The 21,239-nt window shown below is 70.3% G+C and carries 17 protein-coding genes and 1 tRNA gene; 7 read left to right on the top strand and 11 right to left on the bottom strand.

The features are described 5' to 3' along the window. Positions 1–49 precede the first annotated feature (49 nt). On the top strand, positions 50–1,498 hold the full coding sequence (gene cls / locus B7K24_RS04435) for a cardiolipin synthase (RefSeq protein WP_084128920.1): 1,449 nt from the start codon (positions 50–52) through the stop codon (positions 1,496–1,498). Between the two features lie 10 nt (positions 1,499–1,508). Here the strand turns inward: cls and B7K24_RS04430 are convergent, their stop codons facing one another. The 4 genes from B7K24_RS04430 to B7K24_RS04415 are packed head-to-tail and all read right to left on the bottom strand — an operon-like array spanning position 1,509 to position 4,468. Next, the gene (locus tag B7K24_RS04430; RefSeq protein ID WP_084128919.1) at positions 1,509–1,826 is read right to left on the bottom strand and encodes a hypothetical protein; all 318 of its coding nucleotides are present in this window, start codon (positions 1,824–1,826) and stop codon (positions 1,509–1,511) included. Between the two features lie 6 nt (positions 1,827–1,832). After that, entirely contained in the window at positions 1,833–2,660 is an 828-nt protein-coding gene (locus B7K24_RS04425; protein ID WP_084128918.1) for a hypothetical protein, read from the bottom strand. Beyond that, positions 2,661–3,329, bottom strand: a complete 669-nt coding sequence (locus tag B7K24_RS04420) for an iron-containing redox enzyme family protein (RefSeq protein WP_084128917.1) — start codon at positions 3,327–3,329, stop codon at positions 2,661–2,663. Between the two features lie 11 nt (positions 3,330–3,340). Continuing rightward, positions 3,341–4,468, bottom strand: coding sequence for a 3-oxoacyl-[acyl-carrier-protein] synthase III C-terminal domain-containing protein (locus B7K24_RS04415; RefSeq protein WP_084128916.1), 1,128 nt, complete (start codon positions 4,466–4,468; stop codon positions 3,341–3,343). 148 nt (positions 4,469–4,616) lie between these two features. On the opposite strand from B7K24_RS04415, the gene B7K24_RS04410 reads away from it, so the two are divergent. Further along, entirely contained in the window at positions 4,617–5,471 is an 855-nt protein-coding gene (locus B7K24_RS04410) for a Sir2 family NAD-dependent protein deacetylase (RefSeq protein ID WP_084128915.1), read from the top strand. A 68-nt stretch (positions 5,472–5,539) separates the two neighbouring features. Here B7K24_RS04410 and B7K24_RS04405 read toward each other — a convergent pair. Together B7K24_RS04405 and B7K24_RS04400 are read right to left on the bottom strand one after the other, a co-directional pair. Then, positions 5,540–5,615: transfer RNA gene (locus B7K24_RS04405), tRNA-Ala, on the bottom strand. A 161-nt stretch (positions 5,616–5,776) separates the two neighbouring features. Then, entirely contained in the window at positions 5,777–6,508 is a 732-nt protein-coding gene (locus B7K24_RS04400; RefSeq protein WP_084128914.1) for an SDR family NAD(P)-dependent oxidoreductase, read from the bottom strand. 108 nt (positions 6,509–6,616) lie between these two features. On the opposite strand from B7K24_RS04400, the gene B7K24_RS04395 reads away from it, so the two are divergent. From B7K24_RS04395 to B7K24_RS04385, 3 genes are all read left to right on the top strand, one after another. Beyond that, complete coding sequence (locus B7K24_RS04395) at positions 6,617–7,252, top strand: HdeD family acid-resistance protein (protein ID WP_084128913.1); 636 nt, start codon at positions 6,617–6,619, stop codon at positions 7,250–7,252. Between the two features lie 281 nt (positions 7,253–7,533). Next, positions 7,534–9,738, top strand: a complete 2,205-nt coding sequence (locus B7K24_RS04390; protein ID WP_084128912.1) for a glycoside hydrolase domain-containing protein — start codon at positions 7,534–7,536, stop codon at positions 9,736–9,738. A 3-nt stretch (positions 9,739–9,741) separates the two neighbouring features. Further along, complete coding sequence (locus B7K24_RS04385; protein WP_084128911.1) at positions 9,742–11,019, top strand: glycosyltransferase; 1,278 nt, start codon at positions 9,742–9,744, stop codon at positions 11,017–11,019. 57 nt (positions 11,020–11,076) lie between these two features. Here the strand turns inward: B7K24_RS04385 and B7K24_RS04380 are convergent, their stop codons facing one another. The 4 genes from B7K24_RS04380 to glp form a co-directional block, all read right to left on the bottom strand. Next, positions 11,077–12,981 carry an adenylyl cyclase gene (locus tag B7K24_RS04380; protein WP_200808270.1) on the bottom strand — a complete coding sequence of 635 codons (1,905 nt, stop codon included), beginning with the start codon at positions 12,979–12,981 and terminating at the stop codon, positions 11,077–11,079. A 246-nt stretch (positions 12,982–13,227) separates the two neighbouring features. Continuing rightward, positions 13,228–14,235, bottom strand: coding sequence for a hypothetical protein (locus tag B7K24_RS04375; RefSeq protein WP_084128910.1), 1,008 nt, complete (start codon positions 14,233–14,235; stop codon positions 13,228–13,230). Between the two features lie 54 nt (positions 14,236–14,289). After that, positions 14,290–14,865 (bottom strand): GNAT family N-acetyltransferase, encoded by a 576-nt coding sequence (locus B7K24_RS04370; protein WP_084128909.1) that lies wholly within the window; start codon positions 14,863–14,865, stop codon positions 14,290–14,292. A gap of 4 nt (positions 14,866–14,869) precedes the next feature. Further along, positions 14,870–16,075, bottom strand: coding sequence for a gephyrin-like molybdotransferase Glp (gene glp / locus B7K24_RS04365; protein ID WP_159449143.1), 1,206 nt, complete (start codon positions 16,073–16,075; stop codon positions 14,870–14,872). 98 nt (positions 16,076–16,173) lie between these two features. Between glp and B7K24_RS04360 the strand changes: the two genes are divergently transcribed. Together B7K24_RS04360 and B7K24_RS04355 are read left to right on the top strand one after the other, a co-directional pair. Next, positions 16,174–16,803 (top strand): 5-formyltetrahydrofolate cyclo-ligase, encoded by a 630-nt coding sequence (locus B7K24_RS04360; protein ID WP_200808269.1) that lies wholly within the window; start codon positions 16,174–16,176, stop codon positions 16,801–16,803. Positions 16,804–16,812: 9 nt separating this feature from the next. Continuing rightward, positions 16,813–17,016 carry an FmdB family zinc ribbon protein gene (locus B7K24_RS04355; protein ID WP_084128906.1) on the top strand — a complete coding sequence of 68 codons (204 nt, stop codon included), beginning with the start codon at positions 16,813–16,815 and terminating at the stop codon, positions 17,014–17,016. Positions 17,017–17,029: 13 nt separating this feature from the next. Here the strand turns inward: B7K24_RS04355 and B7K24_RS13400 are convergent, their stop codons facing one another. Then, entirely contained in the window at positions 17,030–21,121 is a 4,092-nt protein-coding gene (locus tag B7K24_RS13400) for a DUF4011 domain-containing protein (protein ID WP_159449142.1), read from the bottom strand. Between the last annotated feature and the right edge of the window lie 118 nt (positions 21,122–21,239).

Raw genomic sequence — 21,239 nt, 5'->3', positions numbered from 1 at the left:
TGCGAGCCTAGCCGCGGCTACGGCCACGGCGTCCCGTACTCTGACGGCCATGATCACGGTTCCGGCGACGTTCTCCGCCGTCCTCTGGTGGATGCTGATCGTGCTGGCCGTGGTGGTGATCCCGCCCCGGCGACGTCCGACCGCGGGCATGGCCTGGATCCTGCTCATCGTCATTTTGCCTGTGCCCGGCTGGTTGGCCTTCCTGTTGTTGGGGCACTACAAGCTGCCGCAGGCGCGGCGCGACGTCCAGACGCGCATCAACGCCACCATCGACGCCCAGGTGGTGGAGGCCAAGCGGCGCATGGGCGCCGGCGTCATTGACGCCGCGGTGGACCCGGCGTACCACTCCGTGGAGCGCCTGGCGTGGGACTACGGGCGGCTGCCCGTCATGGCGGGAAACTCGCTCGACATCCTCAATGACTACGGCGCATCGCTCGAGGCGATCGTGCGCGACATCGACTCCGCCCGCCACAGCGTGTGGGTCGAGTACTACGCGATGACCCTCGACGACACCACGCTCCCCTTCTTCGAGGCGCTCGCGGCGGCCAAGGGCCGTGGAGTCGACGTCAGGGTCCTCTACGACGAGTGGGGATCGCGCAGCTACGACGGCAAGAAGCCCATGCTGCAGTTCCTCGCCTCCGCGCGAATCGCGCACCGCGCCATCCTGCCGCTGCGCCTTCCCGGCAAGGGGTACGTCCGCCCCGACCTGCGCAACCACCGCAAGATCGTGGTGGTCGACAACGCCATCGGATACACCGGTTCGCAGAACATGATCGACCGCACGTACCACCGCAAGGACGACATCGCCTATGACGAGCTGGTGGTGCGCGCGTCGGGGCCGATCGCGATCGAACTCGCCACGCTGTTCATGACCGACTGGGTCTCGGAGGGTGGTTCGTTCGATGACCCGCTACAGCCCCCGAGCGACGAGGCATCCTCGCTTCCGGGCGTCTCCCTGCAGGTCTTACCGAGTGGACCCGGATTCGACGGCGAGAACAACCTCGCGGTTTTCACCCACCTGTTGCATCTCGCGCGCACCGACATCATCATCGTGAACCCCTACTTCGTGCCCTCCGAGGCCCTGCTGGAGGCGATCGTCTCCGCCGTACACCGCGGCGTGCGGGTGCGCATGATCAACTCCGAGGCGATGGACCAGTGGATGATCGGCTACGCGCAGCGGTCGTACTACGCGGTGCTGCTCGAGGCGGGCGTCGAGATCTACCTGTACCGGGCGCCAACCCTCCTGCACTCGAAGTACATCGTGGTCGACGGCAAGGTGGCGATCGTGGGCTCGAGCAACATGGACATGCGCTCGTTCGAGCTCAACTCCGAGCTCTCGCTGATCTGCTACGACGAGGCGGTCGCGCAAGAACTGACCGCCATCACGGACACCTACCAGGCGTCTTCAAGCCAGCTCACCGTCGAGACCTGGCGACAGCGCCCCCTGTACCGGCGCACGCTCGAGAGCATCACGCGGCTGACGTCGGCCATCCAATAGCGGCTCGAGGTCAGACCAGTCCTGCCCACTGGGCGACCGCCACGACTCCCGCGAGCGAGAAGGTCGCGACCACGGCGACGACGGCCCAGAAGCCGGCGGTCGCGGCGCGATCGCGGCCGGAGCGCGGCTCGGCGTGGAGCGGCGCGGGATCGGGCAGGGGCGAGGCGATCCAGGCGGCGGCGTGGGGCTGGCCGCAGAAGACCGCGCCCACGTCGCCGAGGCTCGTCGCATGCGGGCGTGTCACGGCGACGGCGAGCCACGAGTCCCCGTCGAGGGAGACGCCGCACATGTCACATACCAGGGTGCCGTCGGTTGCGTCGTGGCCCATGTGAACTCACCTTTCCAGGGTCGATGCGGCGTGCTCCACCAGCCGCGCGTGCGCGTACTCACAGACCAGCGCATGCCGGTACACCATCTGCGGAACGTCGACGTTGGAGTCCATCCACAGGCTCATGCCGCCCGCCTTCCAGTGGCGGAACTCGTCATCTCCCGTGAGCAGCGTGAGGATCTCGAGGAACGAGTCGTCGAAGCGCATGGAGTGGACGGCGCGGCGGTACTCCTCGAGCGTCAGCGCCATCGAGAACGGGATGTTCATCAGGCACAACGCGGTCTGGATGTCGAGGCGCAGGAACCGGCGTCGGCCGCGCTCCGCGTCCAGGGCGGGCACGTCGAGATGGGCGAAGTTCAGCGACTCCGGGCGCGTGATGCGGGCGCCGTCGAGGGCGATGAGCACGTCGTACACGTTGACGTCGTGCTCGACGACCGCCTGGTCGCCGAGGCCCGCGAGCGCGGTGGGGCGCAGCGCCACCGGCTCCATCGCGACCGGGGTGTTGCGGATGATGAAGTTGACCAGGTTGGTCTCGACCACGAAGTGCCGGATGAGCAGCTCGACAGCATCGGGCGAGACGCCGCGGCGCAGGAACCACACGCACAGCCAGTCCATCATCGCCAACGGCATCCAGCGAAACGGGGCCACCCGTTTGACGACCGAGATCACCGCCACCGTGACGCGCGACAGGATGCGGGCGATGGGGTAGAACCACCGGCGCGAGGGGCGCTGCTGGTCGGCGATGATCTGGCGCACCACGGCGCGCTCGAGCGGGACGGAGGGATCGGCGTAGACCGCCTCCCACATGCTCGGATTCGAGCGCGCGGCCCCCATCTAGTTGTCCAGTTCCGTCAGCTGCATCGCGTAAAGCCTGGCGACGACCTGCGCGCAGCGGACGATCTCCGCGCCGGCATGGTCGTCGATCATGCCCGAGGTGAGGATGGCCTCCAGGTTCCCCGTGTGCTCACCGTCGGCCTCCTGGTGATAGAGCATGAAGTGCACCTGACCGTCGGCGAGCCCCAGCACCTCTTGGAAGCGTCGCGCCCATCCGGCGGCGCGGCGGGCGCCCAGGCCCTCGATGATGAACATGGCACCCAGCAGGCCCACGGGATTGGGCCGGTCGGCATACGTGAACATGAAGCCCGACAGCGCCTCGGAGCCGATGTTCTTGCGGCCCGCGCGCAGCTCCTCGAGTGAGCCGCCCACAGCCACGTAGTCGCGCTCGAGCATCAGGAAGTCGCGGTGCTCCTCCTCGGCGTGACGGATCGCGGCCGTGCGCAGCTCGAAGTGATCGATGTCGAAGTTCGAGGCGGCGCGCGAGATCCACGGCGAGCCGTCGACCACCTGCTGACGAAGGTTGAACAGCAAGCGCTGATAGTCCTCGAGGGTCACGGTGCCGTCGGCGAGGCGTTGCAGGACGGGGACGCGGTCGAGCTGGTCTTCAAAGTCGGCCCACACCTGCGCGAGGCTGTCGGCGAGCGAGGGGGCTTCGGTGACGGTCACGAGGTGTCTCCTTAACTGCCGGCGGGGCCGACGACGGTGAGGTGGGCAAAGGCGAACGCGAAGCGGGCCGACTCGGGAACGGCGAGCAAGACGGTCTGGCCCGGGAGGAAGCGACCCGAGTGCCAGGCCTCCTCGAGCGCGATGAAGATGCTGGCCGAACCCGTGTTGCCGCGACTCTCGAGGTTGGAGTACCAGCGGTCCGTGTCGAGGCTCGGCATGCGCTTCTTGATGCCATCGAACGCGAGGTCGCGAAAGGCGTGGGTGCTGTAGTGGCAGACGACGTGGTCGAGGTGCTTGAGGTCGATGAGCCCCGTATCGACGAGTTCCTCGAACTGGGCGATGCCCGCCTCCGCGAGCTCCCCGAGCACCGCCGTGTCCTGGCGCAGCACGAACATGCCCCTGGCCTCGGCCTCCGCCACCGGCACGTCCTGCCACGTGGAGCCCACGGCGGGGTCGATGCCGTCCATGCCCGAGCGCATACACACGTCGTGGTCGTGGGCGAGAGAGACGTGGCGTACCCAGTCCACGCGCAGCGACGGCCGGGTGGGGTGGGGCTGAAACTCGACGACGGCGGCGCCGGCACCGTCGGAGAGCATCCAGCGCAGGAAGTGCGAATCCATGCGGGCGTTGATGCCGTCGAAGCGCCGCTGGCGCAGGCTTCGGCTGGGCAGCTCCGAGGCCACCACGGCGGCGCGCGGGTGGTCACCCAGGCGAATCTTGGCGACGGCGGCATCAAGGGCCGCGAGGCTCGAGGCGCACACGCCCGCGGCGGTCAGCACCTGCATCGGCCCTCCGCCCAGGCGTCCGTGCACCATGGAGCCGAAGCCAGGCACGAGCGCGTCGCCCTGAGTGGTCGCGACGGCGAGCATGCGCAGGTCCGCGGGGCCGATGCCGCGGTCGGCTAACGCTGCCTGCAGCGCCTTCACCGCGAGTTCCTCGTTGAGCTCGGTGGGCTCACCGTGCGCGTCGAGCGCGTAGTGGCGGGTGCGGATGCCGTTTTCCTCGAGCACGCGCCGGCGGATCCGATCGGTGACTCTGTCGTCGCCTCCCAGGCGCGCCGCAATGCCGTCGTTGTCGACCGGATCCCCTGGCAGATAGCTGCCGAGTCCCGTCAGGTATGCATGCGCCCCCGATGCCATGGCCCCGACAGTAGCGGGCAACACCGCTCAAGGGGAGGCTTTCCACAGAAGCCGCACCAGGCATAGGCCGATAAGTGGCGACACGGGCAGCGCGCCCCGTGCGACGATCGAGTGAACCCACATGAGCGAGACGGCCTGGAGGTAGCCCGTGACGACCGAGGACGTGCGCCGCCCCGCACCGGTGACCACCGAGCTGTCCCGCGCCCTGGACGTGCTGGCCGGCCGCACCGTCGGCGTGCTGACCGGCGCGGGCGTCTCGACCGACTCCGGCATCCCCGACTACCGCGGCGCCGACTCTCCCCGGCGCACCCCCATGACGTTCCAGGACTTCGTGGGCGACGAGGCCAACCGGCGCCGGTACTGGGTCGGTTCCCACCTGGGTTGGAAGGCGTTCGCGAGCACGCGCCCCAACGCCGGACACGCGGCGCTGGCCGCGCTCGAGACCGCCGGGATCGTGACGGGTCTCGTCACCCAGAACGTCGATGGGCTCCACCTGCGCGCGGGGTCGCGGCGCGTGGTCGAGCTCCACGGCAACATGCGCGGCGTGACCTGCCTCGCGTGCGGGTCCGCGTCGTCCCGCGCGGAGGTCGCCCAGCGGCTCGAGCGCGACAATCCCGTGCTCGGTGTGCCCGATGGCGTGGAACTCGGTCCCGACGGCGACGTCGCGCCGCGCGCGTGGCAGACGGTGTCGGTGCCCGGGTGCCTCGTGTGCGGCGGGATCCTCAAGCCCGATGTGGTGTTCTTCGGGGAATACGTGCCCGCGGCATGGACCCGGGCCGCCGAAGAGATCATCGACGCGGCCGGCGCGCTCGTGGTCGCCGGCTCGTCGCTCGCCGTGAACTCCGGCTTGCGTCTCGTCTCACGCGCGTCCCGGCGCGGCGTCCCCGTCGTCATCGTCAATCGAGGCGCGACCAAGGGGGATCGCCGAGCATCCGTGAAGATCGATGCCGGCACGAGCGAGACGCTGGACGCGCTGGCTCAGGGACTCCAAGAGCGCCTGTGACGCTTGCCGGTCGCTGAACCCCGCCGGAAAAAGTGAAGGGCCGCACCATCCGGTGCGGCCCTTGTCCTTGGTGGAGCTGAGGGGAATCGAACCCCTGACCTTCTCATTGCGAACGAGACGCGCTACCAACTGCGCCACAGCCCCAAGGCGGAGACTAGGTTATCACCCCGGCAGGGGTGGTCTCCACCACCGGGGCTCGCAGCCACCGTCGCGCCCCGTGCTCTGCCCCTGGTGGCCCGATCTGCGGCACGAAGCTCGATGTCGAGCCGCAGATGGGGACATTTGCACCAACGAGCGAGGGCCGTCTACAGCTCGCGGTGGACCACCTGGGCGCTGGTCTGCGCGGTCGCGAGCATGAGGATCTGGTCGATGTTCACGTGGCGGGGTCGTGAGGCGACCCAGCGCACCGCATCCGCGATGTCCTCTGCACTCATGGGGGTGACGCCCTCGTAGACCTTGGCCGCCTTTTCCTCGTCGCCGCCAAAGCGCACCACGGAGAACTCCGTCTCCACCATGCCGGGGTCGATTTCGCTCACCCTCACGGGCTGGCCGATGAGCTCGAGGCGCAGCACCCGCGTGGCCGCGGCCACCGCATGCTTGGCCGCGTTGTACCCGCCACCACCCTTGTAGGGCTCGCGCGCCGCGATCGAACCGATCACGATGACCTGCCCGTCGCCCGACGCCACGAGCTTGGGCAGCAAGGCCTTCGTCATGCGCACCGTGCCGAGCACGTTGACGTCGTACATCCACTGCCACTGGTCGATATCCGCCTCGGCCATCGAGGCCGTGCCGAGGGCGCCGCCGGCGTTGTTCAGGAGCAGATCGCAGCTTTCGACGGCCTCACAGAACGCGTCGACCGAGGCCTGATCGGTGACGTCGAGCTCCATCGCCGTCCCGCCGATCTCTGCCGCGAGCGCCTCGAGCCTGTCCACGCGGCGCGCACCGATCACCACATGCCAGCCGTCGGCGGCAAGCGCCCGCGCGCTGGCCGCGCCGATTCCGCTCGAGGCTCCGGTGATCACGGCGGTTTTGGGCATGGCGACTCCCGTCTCGAACGTCTTGGTCCTCCCAGTATCGCGCCTCCGCCGCCGCGCAAGTGCCGGCCGATAGCATGACCGCGTACAGCATCGGCCCTGGAGGATCCCGTGACGCAGCAGCAATTCCCCCGTTCGCCCTTCGACGGGCTCGAGATCGACCCGGAGAAGATGGCTCGTTCGGCCGTCAACGCGGCGCGCACCATGCTCGGCGTGCTCGGTGCGCTGGGGGTCATCATCGGTATCGCCATGCTGGTGTGGCCCGGCAAGTCGCTCGTGGTCGCCGCCACCTTCGCCGGCATCTTCTTTGTCATCACGGGCGTGGTGCGCACGTCGATCGGCATCTTCACTCGCGACGTCTCGAGCGGCTTCCGCCTGCTCAACATCATCCTGGGCCTGTTCCTGCTGCTCGGCGGCATCGTCGCCCTGAAGAACCTCACGGCCGCCGCCGAGGTCCTCACCGTCATCACCGTGGTCCTCATCGGCATGGGCTGGCTCATCGAGGGCGTCGCGACCCTCGCGCAGGCGGGCCGCGGCAAGACCTCCGGCATGGGTTACGTGCGCGGCGCGATCTCGATCATCGCGGGCCTCGTCGTCATCATCGTCCCGGCGTGGTCGGCGCTCGCGCTGGTCGTCATGATGGGCGTCACGCTCGTCCTGATCGGCATCGTGGGGCTGATGCAGGCCTTCGCGCTGGGTAAGAACCTGCCTCCCGTCGGCGAGCAGCACACGACGATCGACGGCTAACACCGCGCCTGACTTCGCAAGGGCCGATGCCGTGGCCAGCCAGCCGCGGCATCGGCCCTTCGCTTGTGGTCACCTGGTGGCCCGATATGCGCCACGAAACCGCGCTTCGCGGCGCAAATGTCCCCATTTGCGCCATGAGGGCGGGGGTGCGACACCCGGAAAGTTAAAGCGTTCGTCACATTTCGGCAATGAGGCCGGAATCCGGTCCCTTTACCGTCACCGGTAGCGGCCCACCGGCGGGTCGCGCCATGCTGAAGGCCACGGGAGAGAGGCGGACGCCCATGCTGGAGCACGTGGATCCCTTCATCGGGGTCGACGCCACCGACCTGCCCGAGCCCAGCGGGCTCGCGGCGACCTGGTGGTGGCCCAAGCCGCAGGTGGGCAATACCCACCCGGGCGCGGTGCATCCGCTCGGCATGGTCTCGGCCTGCGCCTACTCCGGCGCGTACCCCACGGGCTACGGCCTGTATGAGCTGTCGACCGAGGGCGTGCCGGCCAACCTGCACGACGACCTCGTCGCGAGCGGCTTCACGCACTTCCAGCAGTCGGGCACGGGCGCCATCCGCAAGTACTACAACTACATGCGTGTCACGCCCATGCTCGAGCCGCTCGACGAGTTGGGCCGCACCTGGAACCTCACCAACGAGCAGGCATCCCCTGGTCGCTACCGCGCGCGGCTCGACTCGGGCATCACCGCGGAGCTCACCGTGGGCCCCAAGTCCGCCGTGCACCGCTACACGTTCCCGGCCCACGCCGACGCCCGCGTCATCGTCGACATGTCGATGGGAGGCCTCGCCATCCCCTACGGCTCGACCGTGCCGCTGCGCGCCCACCTCGAGTCCGTCGAGCCCGGCATCATGCAGGGCGAGATCGTCGTCGAGGGGGCGCCGCTGTCCGTCCACATCGAGTGCGACGTCGACGGCTGGCGCCAGCTGCTCTGGTACGACCGCAGGCTCATGCCCGGCGGCTCCACCCTCGCATTTGACCACATTCGGCCCACCACGCTGCGCCCGTTCGGCTTCATGTGGGGCGGGCCCACCACCGAGGGCCAGACGGTCGAGCTGCGCATGGGCTTCTCGCTGCGCGGCGTCGACCAGGCGCGCAAGAACCTCGAGCGCGACGGCGCCTCGGGCGGGCCGTCCTTCAGCCGCCGGGCCCAGGCCACCCGCGCCGCGTGGGACGAGTCGCTCAGCCAGATCCACGTCGAGACCGACAACCACCAGCGCCGCGAGGTGTTCGCCACCGCGCTGTACCACTCGCTCGTGAAGCCCTCCTTCGCCGCCGACGAAAGCCCGTTCTGGCCCACCAAGGGCCCCTGGGTGTTCGACATCTCGACCATGTGGGACATCTACCGCACCCAACTGCCGCTCCTGACCGCCCTCCAGCCTGAGAAGGCCGTCGAACTCGCCAACGCCCTGCTCACCATCTGCGAGCAGGAGGGCAACCTCCCCATCGGCTACCGCATGGCGCGCGGCTCGGACCGGTTCGGCCGCCAGGGCAGCGCGCTCGCCCACACGCTGCTAGCTGACCTCGCGAAGCTGGGCCTGCCCGGCATCGACTGGGAGTGGGCGCTTGTCCACCTCGCCGCCGACCTGCGCCGCACCTATGGCGAGGACTTCCTCCAACATGGCCTGGCTCACCCCATCAGCCATACCCTCGACATCGCGCACGGCTACTGGTGCACCTCGTACATTGCGCGCGCCATCGGCGACGACGCGCTCGCGGGTGAGTTCGAGCGCCTCGCGGGCCGCTGGCTCAACGCCTTCGACGAATCGACCGGCCTGCTCAAGGACTCCACCTTCTACGAGGGCACCAAGTACAACTACTCGTTCCGCCTGGTGCACGACATGGCGACGCGCATCGCGCTCGCGGGCGGCGACGACTCCTTCGTCGCCCTCCTCGATCGCTTCTTTGGGTACGGGGCCGATGCCGTGGTTCAGCCCGGCGTCGCGCCCGGCCTGGAGGAGATGACCGAGGGCTACGCCCTCGGCCGGTTCGAGGGTCTCAACAACGAACCGGATATGGAGGCGCCCTGGGCGTACCACTACGCGGGGCGCCCCGACAGGACAGCCGAGGTCGTTCATGCGATCATCAACCATCAGTTCGGCACCGGCAGGGGCGGGCTCCCAGGCAATGACGACTCGGGCGGCCTGTCCAGCTGGTACGTGTGGGCCTCGTTGGGGCTCTTCCCGGTCGCGGGGCAGTCGATCTTCCTGCTGCACCCGCCGTCGTTCCACTACTCCACCGTCTCGATGGCGCGGGGCACCCTCACCATCGACACCTCCGGCTTCGTCGAGCCCACGCCCGGCGGCCCAGTCCAATACATCCAGTCCGCAAGCCTCAATGGAGAGGCCATCGAGGGGTCGTGGATCGACGCCTCGGTGGTGCATGAAGGCGGCCGCCTACACCTGTCCCTCGGCCCCGAGCCGAGCGACTGGGGCCGCAACGTCCGTCCCCCCTCGTGGGGCCCCGAACAGGAGGTGTGAGCCATGAACGCAATCCCCGACCGCCGACTCGTCATCGTCGTGCGCGCCGATCCGGTGATCTGCGGCCATTCCGGTGAGGCCCGCAACCTCGCCGAGGTCGCCCTCACCCGCGGATTCGACGACGTGCGGATCGTCACCTGGCCGCTTGACCGCCTCGAGGAGACCGGGCTCCCCCTGAAGCCCCTCGACACGGTGCTCCCCTACTCCCCCGGCATCACCGTCGAGCGCCCCGACCCCGTGGGCGGCTACAAGATTCCCGACGGCCGCTACCTCGCCGGCCTCACCGGGCGCCTCATCGAGCTGTTCACCGACGGCGTCCCGACGGTGTGCCTGTCGCTATACCTGTCGCCTCACACGGTGGCGGTGGCCGATGCCGTGAGGGCCGCCCACGCCACCGGCCTTCCCGTGAACGTCACCACGGTCGCGGAGGCCGTGGGATCCGACGTCACCGACATCGTCCGCGCGTGCGTCGAGGAGGGACGCTTCGGCGCCGCCGCCCACGTGCTGTCGAGCTACCTGTCGCAGGACCACTGCGTCGCGGTGTCGCGCTACACCAAGGAGGTCATCGTCGAGGCCGCCAGCGAGATCGACGAGCGCTTCGGCACCACCTTTGCGGGCGAATGCGCGGCGCGCGTCGCCATCTCCTACCCCGCGATCGACACCTCGTCCTACCTCGTGCTCGACCCCGAGGTCACCGACGAGTACCTCGCCGACCGCGGCCTCACCCGCGACGGCTATGTCCTGTTCCTGTCCCGCCTGGGCGCCGCGAAGGGCGTCGACGATCTCATCGACGGCTTCGCCGCCTCGATGGCCAGCCACTCCAAGACGCTCGTCATCGCCGGCCGCGGCCCGGATGCCGCCGCGCTGCGCGACTACGCGGCGTCGTCATCCGCGTCCGACCGCATCGTCTTCCTCGATGACGTCGGCGACGAGGAGAAGCCGCACCTGATGGCCGGCTGCGCCGCCTACGCGTTGCCCTCCAAGCCGCGCCCGGAGTTCACCGAGACCTTCGGGATCGCGCTCGTCGAGGAGATGCTCGCCGGCGGCGGGCCGGTCATCACGTGCGACACCGGCGGCATCGGCGAGGCCGTGGGCGACACCGCACTCATGGTGCCGGTCGAGGACCCCGCGGCCATCGCGGTGGCGCTGGACCGCGCGGTGCTCGGCATGACCGACGCCGAGCGCGCCGCCCACCGCGAGCGCGCCCGCGAGCACGGCCTGCACTTCGACCGCGAGCGGGTCTTCGACCGCCTGATGGCGGGCATTTCCGTCACGGTCTAGGCCACACACGACGGACGGCCGATGCGGTGGTCACCCACCGCATCGGCCGTCCTGGTGTTACGGGGTCGGGTAGTCGACCACGTACTCGGGGCTGCCCGAGGTCGCGGGCGGCACCGCGTCTCCCACGCCGTTGACGACGTGGTTGATGGTGCCGGCCGACAGGTTCACCGTCATGATGTGGTGAAGCTGGACGCCGGGAGTCTGGGGAACGTCGAAGCCGTTCTCGGTGACGATGGCCGGGTTGTTCTGGTTGAACACATACACGCCTGCGCCATACAGGCGGTGTTCGGTGACGTCATCGGCCACCTTGTACCCGGCCCATCCGAGCGTGCCGTCGGGCATGGTCCAGTCCGCCTGGGTGGGCGGGTCGTACGGCAGCTCGTTCTGATATAGCACGACGGTGCCGCGTTCGCCGTTCCAGATGGTGTTGTGCTCCTGGAAGTGCTCGACGAAGAGACCGGTGGCCGTCACGTCATCGCCGTTGACGATCACGCCGTTGAGCCCCGTGTTAGTGCTCCATCGGTCGGTGTCGCCGTTGACGCCCTCCGTGAAGCCCTCGACGCCGTGATCGCCACGCCACACCCAGGTGTGGTCGATGAGCACATCGTCGGCGTTGACCTCGAGTGCCGTCTCGGTCTTGCCGATGTGCGGCCCGCCCACGCGGAAATAGACGTCCGAGAGGGTGATGGGGTTGTCCGCATCGGCCTTGTTGCCGTGACCTTTGCCGCCCGCCTTGCCCACGCGCAGCAGCGCCGGGGAGAGCTCCGTGCCCGCGTCGATGGTGACGCCCGCGACGATGATGCCCGGCTTGTCACTCGTCGCCAGCGGCACGGCGCCACCGACGGCCGTGAGGGTCGCGTGGCCCAGGCCGAGGACGACCGTGTTGGCGCGCTTGACCGAGATGGTCTGGGCGACGTCGTACACGCCCGGCGTCAGGAGCAGGTGCTTGCCGCGGGCGAGGGCCCTGTTGATGTCCTTGACGGAGTCCTCGGGCGAGGCCACGAAGAAGTCGTCGAGCGAGATCGACCGGCCCGCCGCGTCGCCCTCATCCCAACTGACGCCGCTCGTGTCGGCCTGCGCGGCCGGCACGCGCACCCGGTAGTCGCCGTCCTCGTCGACGTACAGGTACGGCTTCTCGTGGCTCACCGGGGTCTCGTCGAGCACGGTGTAGGGCGTGCCAGGGAACGCCGCGTCGGTGGGCACAGGATCCGGGCCAAGACCGCCGAACTCGACGCCAGAGAACACCTGGTTCCATACGGCGTTGGACCAGTTGCCGACCTCAGAGTTACGGGTGAGCCACTGCTGCTGCGAGCCATTGATGACGGTGCCGGAGAAGCGCGAGTCGGCGATGTAACCGCCGCTCGCGTACTGCGGCCCTGCGGTGCAGTAGTCCATGAGGCTGACCTGCCCGGTCACGTCCAGGCGGCGCATCGAGACGGCCTGCGAGACCGCCCAGAAGTTGGAACCGGTGCGGCAGCCGCGGTCGCCGGTGTCGACGGTGAGGTGCAGGTTGGCCAGGGTGCGCCAGAAGTTCACAAGCGCGATGCAGTTGCCGGTGCCGCCGTCGGCGAGGCAGCGGTTGTATACCTCGATGGTGCCGGTGATGTCGACGTCACCAGGCTGTTCTCCGAGGCCCGCGACCTCGGTGTAGTAGCCCACCTCGACGTGCAACGGATCGCCCGCCCCATACTCGCCCGGCATGAAGAGCACCGCGTGGCGGGCCTCGGTCATCTCGGCGTCGCGCTGCTGATCGGCCAGATCGCCCATGACCTGCTCGATCTCGGCCGTCGTCATCGACGGATCGATGATCGTGACGTTTGGGCCGAGGTTCGCCGGTCCGTCATGGTGGGGATTGCCCTGGGCCGCGGCGGGCGAGGCCAGCGCGGCCGCGGCGGCGACGCCGACGGCGGTGACCAGCGTCGCGGTGCGTCCGCGCGCGGTCGATGTCATGCGTGTCGTCATCGACACTCCTTCCGGCCCTCGACGCTGAGGACCTTGGTGACACAACGGACACTCTGCCCATTACTTACTGGACGGTAACCAACGGCTCCAGGTGTCGCAACTGGTGGAGGCGCGCAGTCCGTGGGTGTCCACGCCCTATGACGCTCCCGAAAACGACCGCCAGGGTCACGGGCCGGGAGATTGACGCCGTGTGGCTACCGCCAGCGCGAGGGCGGGGAGTGGCGCCGGGGCGGCGGGGAGGGAGAACTACGCCGAGTGGCGACGGCGCGCGAGGATCGCGTCGAGCGCACCCGTCGCGGGCTCGGCCTCGACGGCGTCTGCCGCCGCAGGCTCCTGCGACTCACCCCAGCGGGCGGCGCGGGCGCGCGACGCGTCGTAGTCATCGGCCGACACGGGGCGGGCCTCACGCTGACGCACCGTGGCCTTCAGCGTGTAGGACGGCGCAGGGATGGCGGGCGGGCTCCACGCGGCGGACTCTTCGGGGGCGGGCTCGGCAACCGCGACGGGCTCCTCGACCACCACCGGCGCGGGAGCGGCCAGCGGTGCGAGGTCCTCGGCGGTGACGATGCGGATCGCCTGGGTGGCGACGTCGGACGGCTCGGCGGTGCGGCCGGCGGCACGCTCGCGGCTCACCACGCGCAGTGCCTGGGTCGCGGTCGCCGCAGCCTCGACCTCACGGGCGACCAGGAGGACGCGCTCGTCGGCGCGGCGCTGGGCAGCAGCCGCGCGGGCACCCTGGGTGACCACCGCGACGAGACCGGCGGTGACGGCCGCGCCGATGATCGCGGAGGCACCAGCAAAGGCGACAAACCCCCAGGCCACGAGCGTGGCAACGAACGCCACTCCCGCGACGGCCACGCGGCGCTTGGCCTGGGCGGCCCGCTCGGCGAGGATTTCGCGACGGTCCTTGCGCAGGTGGTACGACTCTCGCTGGGCGAAGGTCGCCGCGCGGTCCAGCGGGCCGGACGGGCGCGACATCGATTCGGCACGCTCGGATGCGGAGCGCTCCGACTCGGCGCGCTCCGCGCGGGTGAGCCCGGTAGTCAACAGCGGAACCTCGCCCGAATCGGTCGAGGGGCGGGTGATGGCGCGCTGAATGCGCTCGGCCGACGACCGCACCACGCGCATCTGTGCGGAGTAGCGGTCCTCGGTGCGCACAAGCGCGTACTCGGAGCGCTCCTTGATCCGCTGCGGCAGGACGTACGCCACGACGAGCCCGAGGGCGATGATGGCGAGAAGTCCGACCGGAACCATGACTCAGAACGGTACGGCCCCGGGCCCGTCACGCCCGGGATGGCGCGCGGCGTGTCAGTGCCCTGAATCCCAATATCGGCCGATGCGGGCCATGCCTTGAGTGCGCACAAACACACGGTGGTCGCGCCAGTCTCCGTCGATGTAGAGGTAGGAGCGTCTGAGCCCCTCCTCGACGAAGCCCAACTTCTCCGCCACACGCACCGAGGCCGCGTTTTCGGGCCTCACCGCCACCTCGACGCGGTGGAGGCCCGCGGCGAAGCAGTGCTCGGTCGCGAGCGCGACGGCGGTGGGCGTCATCCCGCGCCCGGCATGCGCCTCGTCGATCCAATAGCCGATCGACGCTCCGCACTCGGCGCCCCATCGGATCCCCGCGACGGCGACGCGACCGACAAGGTCGCCGTTCGAGGTGATCACGAACGGGTAGCCCGCGTCGTCACGCCACTGACGCCGCTCGCGCCGCACGAGGCCGGCAAAGGTCAGTTGCGGCTCGCGCCGGCCCGGAGGCAGCGTGGCCTCCCACGGGCGCAGCCACGCGCGGTTGCGACTGCGCAGCGCGTGCCACGCCGCCTCGTCGGAACGCTTCAGCGCGCGAAGGGTGATGTCTCCACGCGCGAGTTCGACGGGACGCATGGCGCTACCCCCACAGCGCGCAGCGCACGACGTCACCCTCGTGCACGGCGAGGCCCGACTCGCCCGACCACACCAGAGCATCGGCCCGCGCGAGATCCGTCACCGACAGGCGGTCGCTGAGCAGCGGTGTGACGAGGGACTCGCCGTCGACGTCCTCGAGCGTCACGGGCGTGGCCCGGATGGCGCCTCCGGGGACGCTCCAGCTCCGGGTGGCGCGGGCCGCGACGGTCTCGCGCTCGCGCGAGGCGTACCCGCACATCGCCCGCAGCGCCGGGCGCACGCACGCCTCGAAGCCGATGGCCGCGGCGCCCGGATTACCGGGCAGTGACACGACGGGCAGTCGCCTGTCACCGAACTCCAGCGATCCCAGACCCTGGCGGCCGCCGGGGCGGACCTCCAGGTCAACGACCTCGAACGCACCCATACGAGACATGACGGACGCGACCGTATCGCGAGGTCCATCCGACAGCCCTCCGGTCGTCACGATGACGTCGGCGCGCACCATCTGGTCCTCGATGGCGGCGCGTAGCGCGGCGGGGGCGTCGGGGACGGGGCCGACCCGCAGAGCCTGGGCGCCGGCACGGCGGATCATGCCGGTGAGCAGGTGGCTATTGGCGTCGGTGACCTCGCCGCCGACGCTGCGCGCACCGGGATCGATCAGTTCATCACCCACGGCGAGCACCACCACACGCGGCACGGGGTGGACGCGCAGGCGCGGCAGCCCGAGCGCGGCAGCCGCCGCGACCTGACGCGGACCCAGTCGGGTACCCGCGGCGACGACGCGTGTGCCGGCCTCGACCTCGCTGCCGGCGGCGAGGACGCCCACGCCGGCGGCAATCGGCGCGTCGAACGCCACACGGGCGACGCCGCGATCGGTGTCGTCGGCGGCGACCACGGCATCGGCCCCGCGCGGCACGAGTGCGCCGGTGGGGATGCGCGCGGCCGTTCCGGGAATGTGGGTGCGCGGGGAACGCGACGAAAAGTCGATGTCGTAGGAGACGGGCAGCACCGTGCCCCGCGAAAGGTCGCCGGAGCTGACGGCGTACCCGTCCCTCGCGGCGACGGCGTACGGGGGCACCGCATGACGAGCGACGACGTCATCCGCGAGCGTGCCACCGAGAGCATCGCCGATCAGCACGTCCATCACGGGGTTCGGCACGAGCGCCTGGGCCACCGCCGCAAGGTGGTCGGCCAGGCTGCGCGTCGTCATGGGGGCCATTGTGGTGCCGGGCGCGCGGCGGCCGCAACAATGCTCCTTGTGAGGGACACGACACGGCGATGTCACACTTCCCTGGCACAATGGACCCCATGACACCGCAGTCGGCCCACGGCACCCGTGCGCCCGCCCCGGAAGAAGAGAAGGCCCATCTGCGGGCCTCCATTCGCAAGGACCGCATGCACCGCTCCGAGCGGCGCAATGCCGAGTTGGCGGAGATCCTCCGTGACCGGGTCCTCGACATCCCCGCCGTGGCGGACGCCAGGTGCGTGTCGGTCTACGCCTCTCGCCCGCACGAGCCCGGGACTTTGCCGCTCATTTCAGCCCTGCACGACCGCGGCGTCACGGTGCTCATTCCTCGACTCGGTGATGGGCTCCAGCGCGGGTGGTCCGAGTTTCACGGCGCCGACGACCTCATCGAGCGCGCGCCCGGACGTCCCCCTGAGCCGTCGGGCGAATTCCTGCCCTTCGACGCGCTCGGCGACGCGGATGTTGTCGTCGTGCCGGCGCTGGCGGCCGATGCCACCGGCACCCGGCTGGGTCAGGGCGGCGGCTGGTACGACCGTGCGCTCGAGTTGGCTCGCCCCGACGCCCCGGTCATCGCGCTCACCTTCGCCTCGGAGTTCCACGGCCCCGGCGAAAGCCTGCTGCCGCGCGAGGACCACGATCTTCCGGTCACCATGGTCGTCACCCCGCAGCTGACCACCGTCGTGCCCGCGTAAGATACGCACATGCCCACGTACACCTACGCCTGCCGCGCGTGCGAGCACCGCTTCGAGACGGTGCAGTCCATCCATGACGCCGCCCTCGAGGCGTGCCCCGAGTGTGCCGGCGACCTGCGTCGCGTGTTCGGCAACGTGGGGGTGACCTTCAAGGGGTCGGGCTTCTACCGCACCGACTCGCGCGCCGCCGCCAAGTCGAACTCGGCCTCCTAGGCGCGCACCCCGCTCACCAGTGCGGGGGCTTTTCTCGCAGGATCTCCTCGTCGCGCGAGGATGAGCCGCGCCCACCCCACGCCTCGTCGGAGTCCTCCCACGCCTTGGTCGGGATCAGCGGACGGTCCGCTCCGCGCGGCGATGCCTTGGGGGCCGATGCCGTAGCCGGCTTGATCTGGGGCGCACCGTCGCTCGGCTCGGCTTCGGCTTCGGCTTCGGCTTCGGCTTCGGCTTCGGCTTCGGCTTCGGCTTCGGCTTCGGGCTCAGCCTGATCCTGCTCCTCGTTCTCGCTCACGGTCTCCTCTTCGGCGAGGTCAGCGGACGGCGCCTCGGGCGCCGAGGCCGCCACGGCATCGGCCACCTCAAGGGTGGACAGGCCGATGGTGAGCGCGTCGGGCTCGGGGAGCGACGGCGCCGGCTCGGGGGCGGTGAGATCCGGCAGAGGCAGACTCGGCTCGCCCTCGGGAAGTCCCAGGTCGAGGGCGTCCTGCACCTCTTCGGCGGCCGTGTCGTTTTCCGGCAGTGCAGCGAGCACCTGCGCCGCGGCGGCGTCGGGGTCCATAAAGACATCGAGCGTCCACAGCGGCACCACACGCCAGCCCAGGCGCTCGAGCCCCGCGCGCTGGCGGCGGATGCGGTCGCGCAGCGACACCGAGCCGGCCGGGGTCGCCTCGTCGGTGACGACGGCGACGGTGTAGTCGCGGTCGTGACGGCCCCCGACGACCATGGGGATCGCGTCCGCGCCCGTGCCGTAGCGCACGTGCACGGCATAGCCGTCGCGGCGCAGCCGCTGGGCCACGTCGGCGAGTAGCCAGTCGGACGGTGCGGGCTCGGGGCGCTCGGGGGCGACGGGGTCGGAGTGCGAGGCACGCACCAACTCGCGGAGGTCCTCCACCCCCTCGGCCTCAGCGGTGCCGATACTCGCGAGGCTGTCATCGTCGAGGGCGGTGAGCACCGTGATGTCGTGAGTCGCGCACACGAGCGCCTGGACCAGCGCCTGGCGGCCCCACTCCTCGGACAGCGCGCCCAGGTGGGTGGGCGCGTGGCCGTCACGGTCGCGAGCGAAGCCAAGGGTGAGGACCACCTCGTGGGCATGATGACCGGCGACGTCGCCGAGCGTCTCCACAGGGATCGCCATGAGGCGATCGTCATGCTGAGCCAGGGCGTCACGCACACGTGCCGCGTGCAGGTCGTTTCCTGCCACGACGACCAGTTCGGAGCGCGGCACCGAGTCGAGGCTGCGTGCGGCGTACTCGACGACCGCGGCGACCTCCTCCTTGGTGGACTCCACCGTGGTGGTGCCCGCCACGGGCGTACCCGAGGCGTCGACGACGGTGACCGTGAGTCGGCCCTGGCCGCGCGCGGCGGGCTGGGTCGGCAGGGCTCGGCCATAAGCGGACGCGGCCAGCAGCGCGCTCACGCGCGGGTCACGCGGCTGCGGGGCGGCGTGCATCGTCACGCGCGGCAGCATCGTCGCCATCGCCGCGACGGCCGACCGGGTGGCCGCTTGGGCGTCGCCGACGACGACGACCTGCTTGGCGCGCGCGAGGGTGGGAACCAGCTCGGCCAGGGCCAGCGACTCGGCGCCGACCACGACCGCGAGGTCGATGGAGCGCGACGCGGGGGCCAGGCGAGAGATCTGCTCGGCCTTGGCCAGGACGACCGGTCGCAGGGCCGTGACGAGGGGGGCGAAGTCGCGCCACAGCTCCTTATAGGACGCGTCTGCGCCCTCGACGAGGGCGGCGAAGAGATCACGAGCAAGATCGGGGTGGCGCGCGATCGCGCTGCGGCGACGCTCGGCCGCTGCCCGCATGAGAGGGCCGATGCGCGCGCCGGCAAAGACGGCATCCTTCGCGCGGAACTGCTCCATCGCAGCGGCCAGGGCGCCGTACTCGGTCAGCGTGAGATCGGCGGTGACGATGGCGTCGAATGCGGCCGCCCACCAAGCGAACTCGAGGTCGCGACGGATCTGCTCCGGCCCGGCCTCGCGGGCACGCAGGTCGGCGACGAGCATCGCGAAGCCGCCCGACTCCACGTCGATGTCGACGTCGGAGACCTCCGACGACTCGAGCGAGCCGGGCACTCCCAGCGCCAACCGATCGAGGCGGTCAGACATGTCGTCCCACGCCTGGGCGGGCAGATCATCGATGCCCGTCACGGCCGCGACGGTCGCCGCGATGGTCTCCCACTCGCTGCGGGCACGAGCCACGCGCTCGACGAACACGTCGTAGTCGTCGGGGACCACCGGCCAGCCGCCGGCCGAGCAGTGGGACCGCCACTGCTGAGCGAGCTCGTGGGCGCGCACCAGCTCGTCGTGCAGCGTGTCCTTGCCACGGCCGGGCCGCAGCAACTCCACGGCGCGCCGCATCAGCGCGCGTCGATCGCGTCGCGGCATGTCGACGTGGCGCGAGGAACCGTGCGGCGCGGTCGCCGCCACGAGGTCGCTCAGTGACCGGTGGAACACGGCCGGCGAGAAGATCTCGAGGATCTCGCGCAGCGCGGCGAACATGTCGACCTGCGAGATCCACGTTGCGAACGAGTCGGCCTCATCGACACCGGTCTCGTGCGCGGCGATGGCCGCTTCAGCGCGCATCTTCGGCAGCGAGCGTCCGGTGAACGAGGCGAGCGCCTCGTCGAGCCGCGTCGCCTGCTCGGGCTCCGCGTGACCCGTCCACCAGGGGTCCATGCCCTCGAGCGCGATGCTGCCCGACTGCGCCGCCTCGTCGGCGTCGCGCGCCGCCGCATCGCCGTCCTCGGGACCGAGCGCCCGTGCCAGTGCGGCCGCGACGGACGCAAAACCGTGTTCGGTGACCACCTCGGCAGCGTCGGCGCCGAGGCGTGCCGTGGTGCCGGGAGCCGGCGTGGACGTCGTGATCCGCACGATCGCCTGGACCGCCTCGAAGGCACTGACACCCCACGGCCGGTGCGAGCGGTGCAACGCGTCGAAGCGCCGGTGCAGGGCGGAGCGAGCGCGCAGCAGCTCCTCGCCCGCATGGCGCATGGCCGTGTCGTCGACGTGTGGCGTGCCCATCGTGATGGCCTCGAGCAGCCGGGTGCGCGCCCCGGTATTCCACGTCTGGACCGTGCCGTCGATCACCAGGTCACCCGCGCCGATGGCGCCTAGGCGGCGCGCCACGGCACGCAAGGCACCCTCCTCACCGCCCACGATCGCGACGGTACGGCCCGACGCGGCGCCATCGGCGCCGATCGCCGCCGCGGTGCCCACGGCATCGGCCCCCGGAGGGCTGTGCAGGAACACATCCCGGCCGGTCGCAATGAGGTCGAGCGCAGCGAACTGGGTGTCATCGAGGTCGCCGGCGCCACGCTCCGCGAAGGGATCTCGGTCGCCCTTGGGGAAGGCGGGAAGCGGCTCCGCGAGGGTGGCGACGGCGTCGCGGTCTCCCGCGGCAGCGGCGATGATCGGCGAGGCCGAGATGACGGAGTCCAGGTCGTCGAGGTCGTCGAGCAGTCGCTGCTCGGGGTCCTCGTAGGCGCCGAGCACCAGGCGATCGCGCACCGTCAGCGATTCACCCAGGAGATCGGTGCGCGACCGCACCGCGTCCCACAGAGGGCGAGGGTCGAAGTCCCGCCCGGAGGTGACCGGTGGCAGCTCAGGCGGATTCTCGTCACCGGCCTTCACCGCGCGCTCGCGTAGCAGCGCGACGACGATGGGGTTGATCCAGGTGTGGTCGCGCAGAGTGAGGTGAACGTCGCGCTCGCGGTGGCGTTCAAGGTCGACGGCACGCAGCAGTAGCGGCATCTCGACATCGCGCTCGGACTCGTGCCACGCGAGGGTGCCGATCGCGATGGCTCCCGTCCAGGCGCCCGTGGCAGCCTTGACCCGCTCGGCCTCCTCGAGGATCACGCGGCCGCGATGCAGGACGGTGTCCCTGGTGGCTTCGTCACGCAACAGGCTGGTCAGCGCGGTGGGTCGGCCCGCGAAGAGCTGGGCGAGCCCGGAGGGGTGCGAGTGCCTGAGGTCGATGACGTTGGCGCTCGTCGCGACCAGGTCGCGCAGAGGCGAGACGGTCGCCTGCGACTGCAGCTGGTCCCGCCATTCCTGGAGCGCGTCGGAGACGAGCGCTCGGCCGATGTAGTCCACCACTCCCCTACGGTATCCGCTTCACTGCAAGGCTCCTGTGACCCACGCCGTTCACGCTCGGTGACGCTATCCCAGGTGCCCCCACATGCAGACAGTGCACGCCCGCTTTTTCAGCCGACGT

The sequence above is a fragment of the Demequina sp. NBRC 110055 genome, assembly GCF_002090135.1.
GTDB lineage: Bacteria > Actinomycetota > Actinomycetes > Actinomycetales > Demequinaceae > Demequina.
This window is presented reverse-complemented; position numbering and strand designations above follow the sequence as displayed.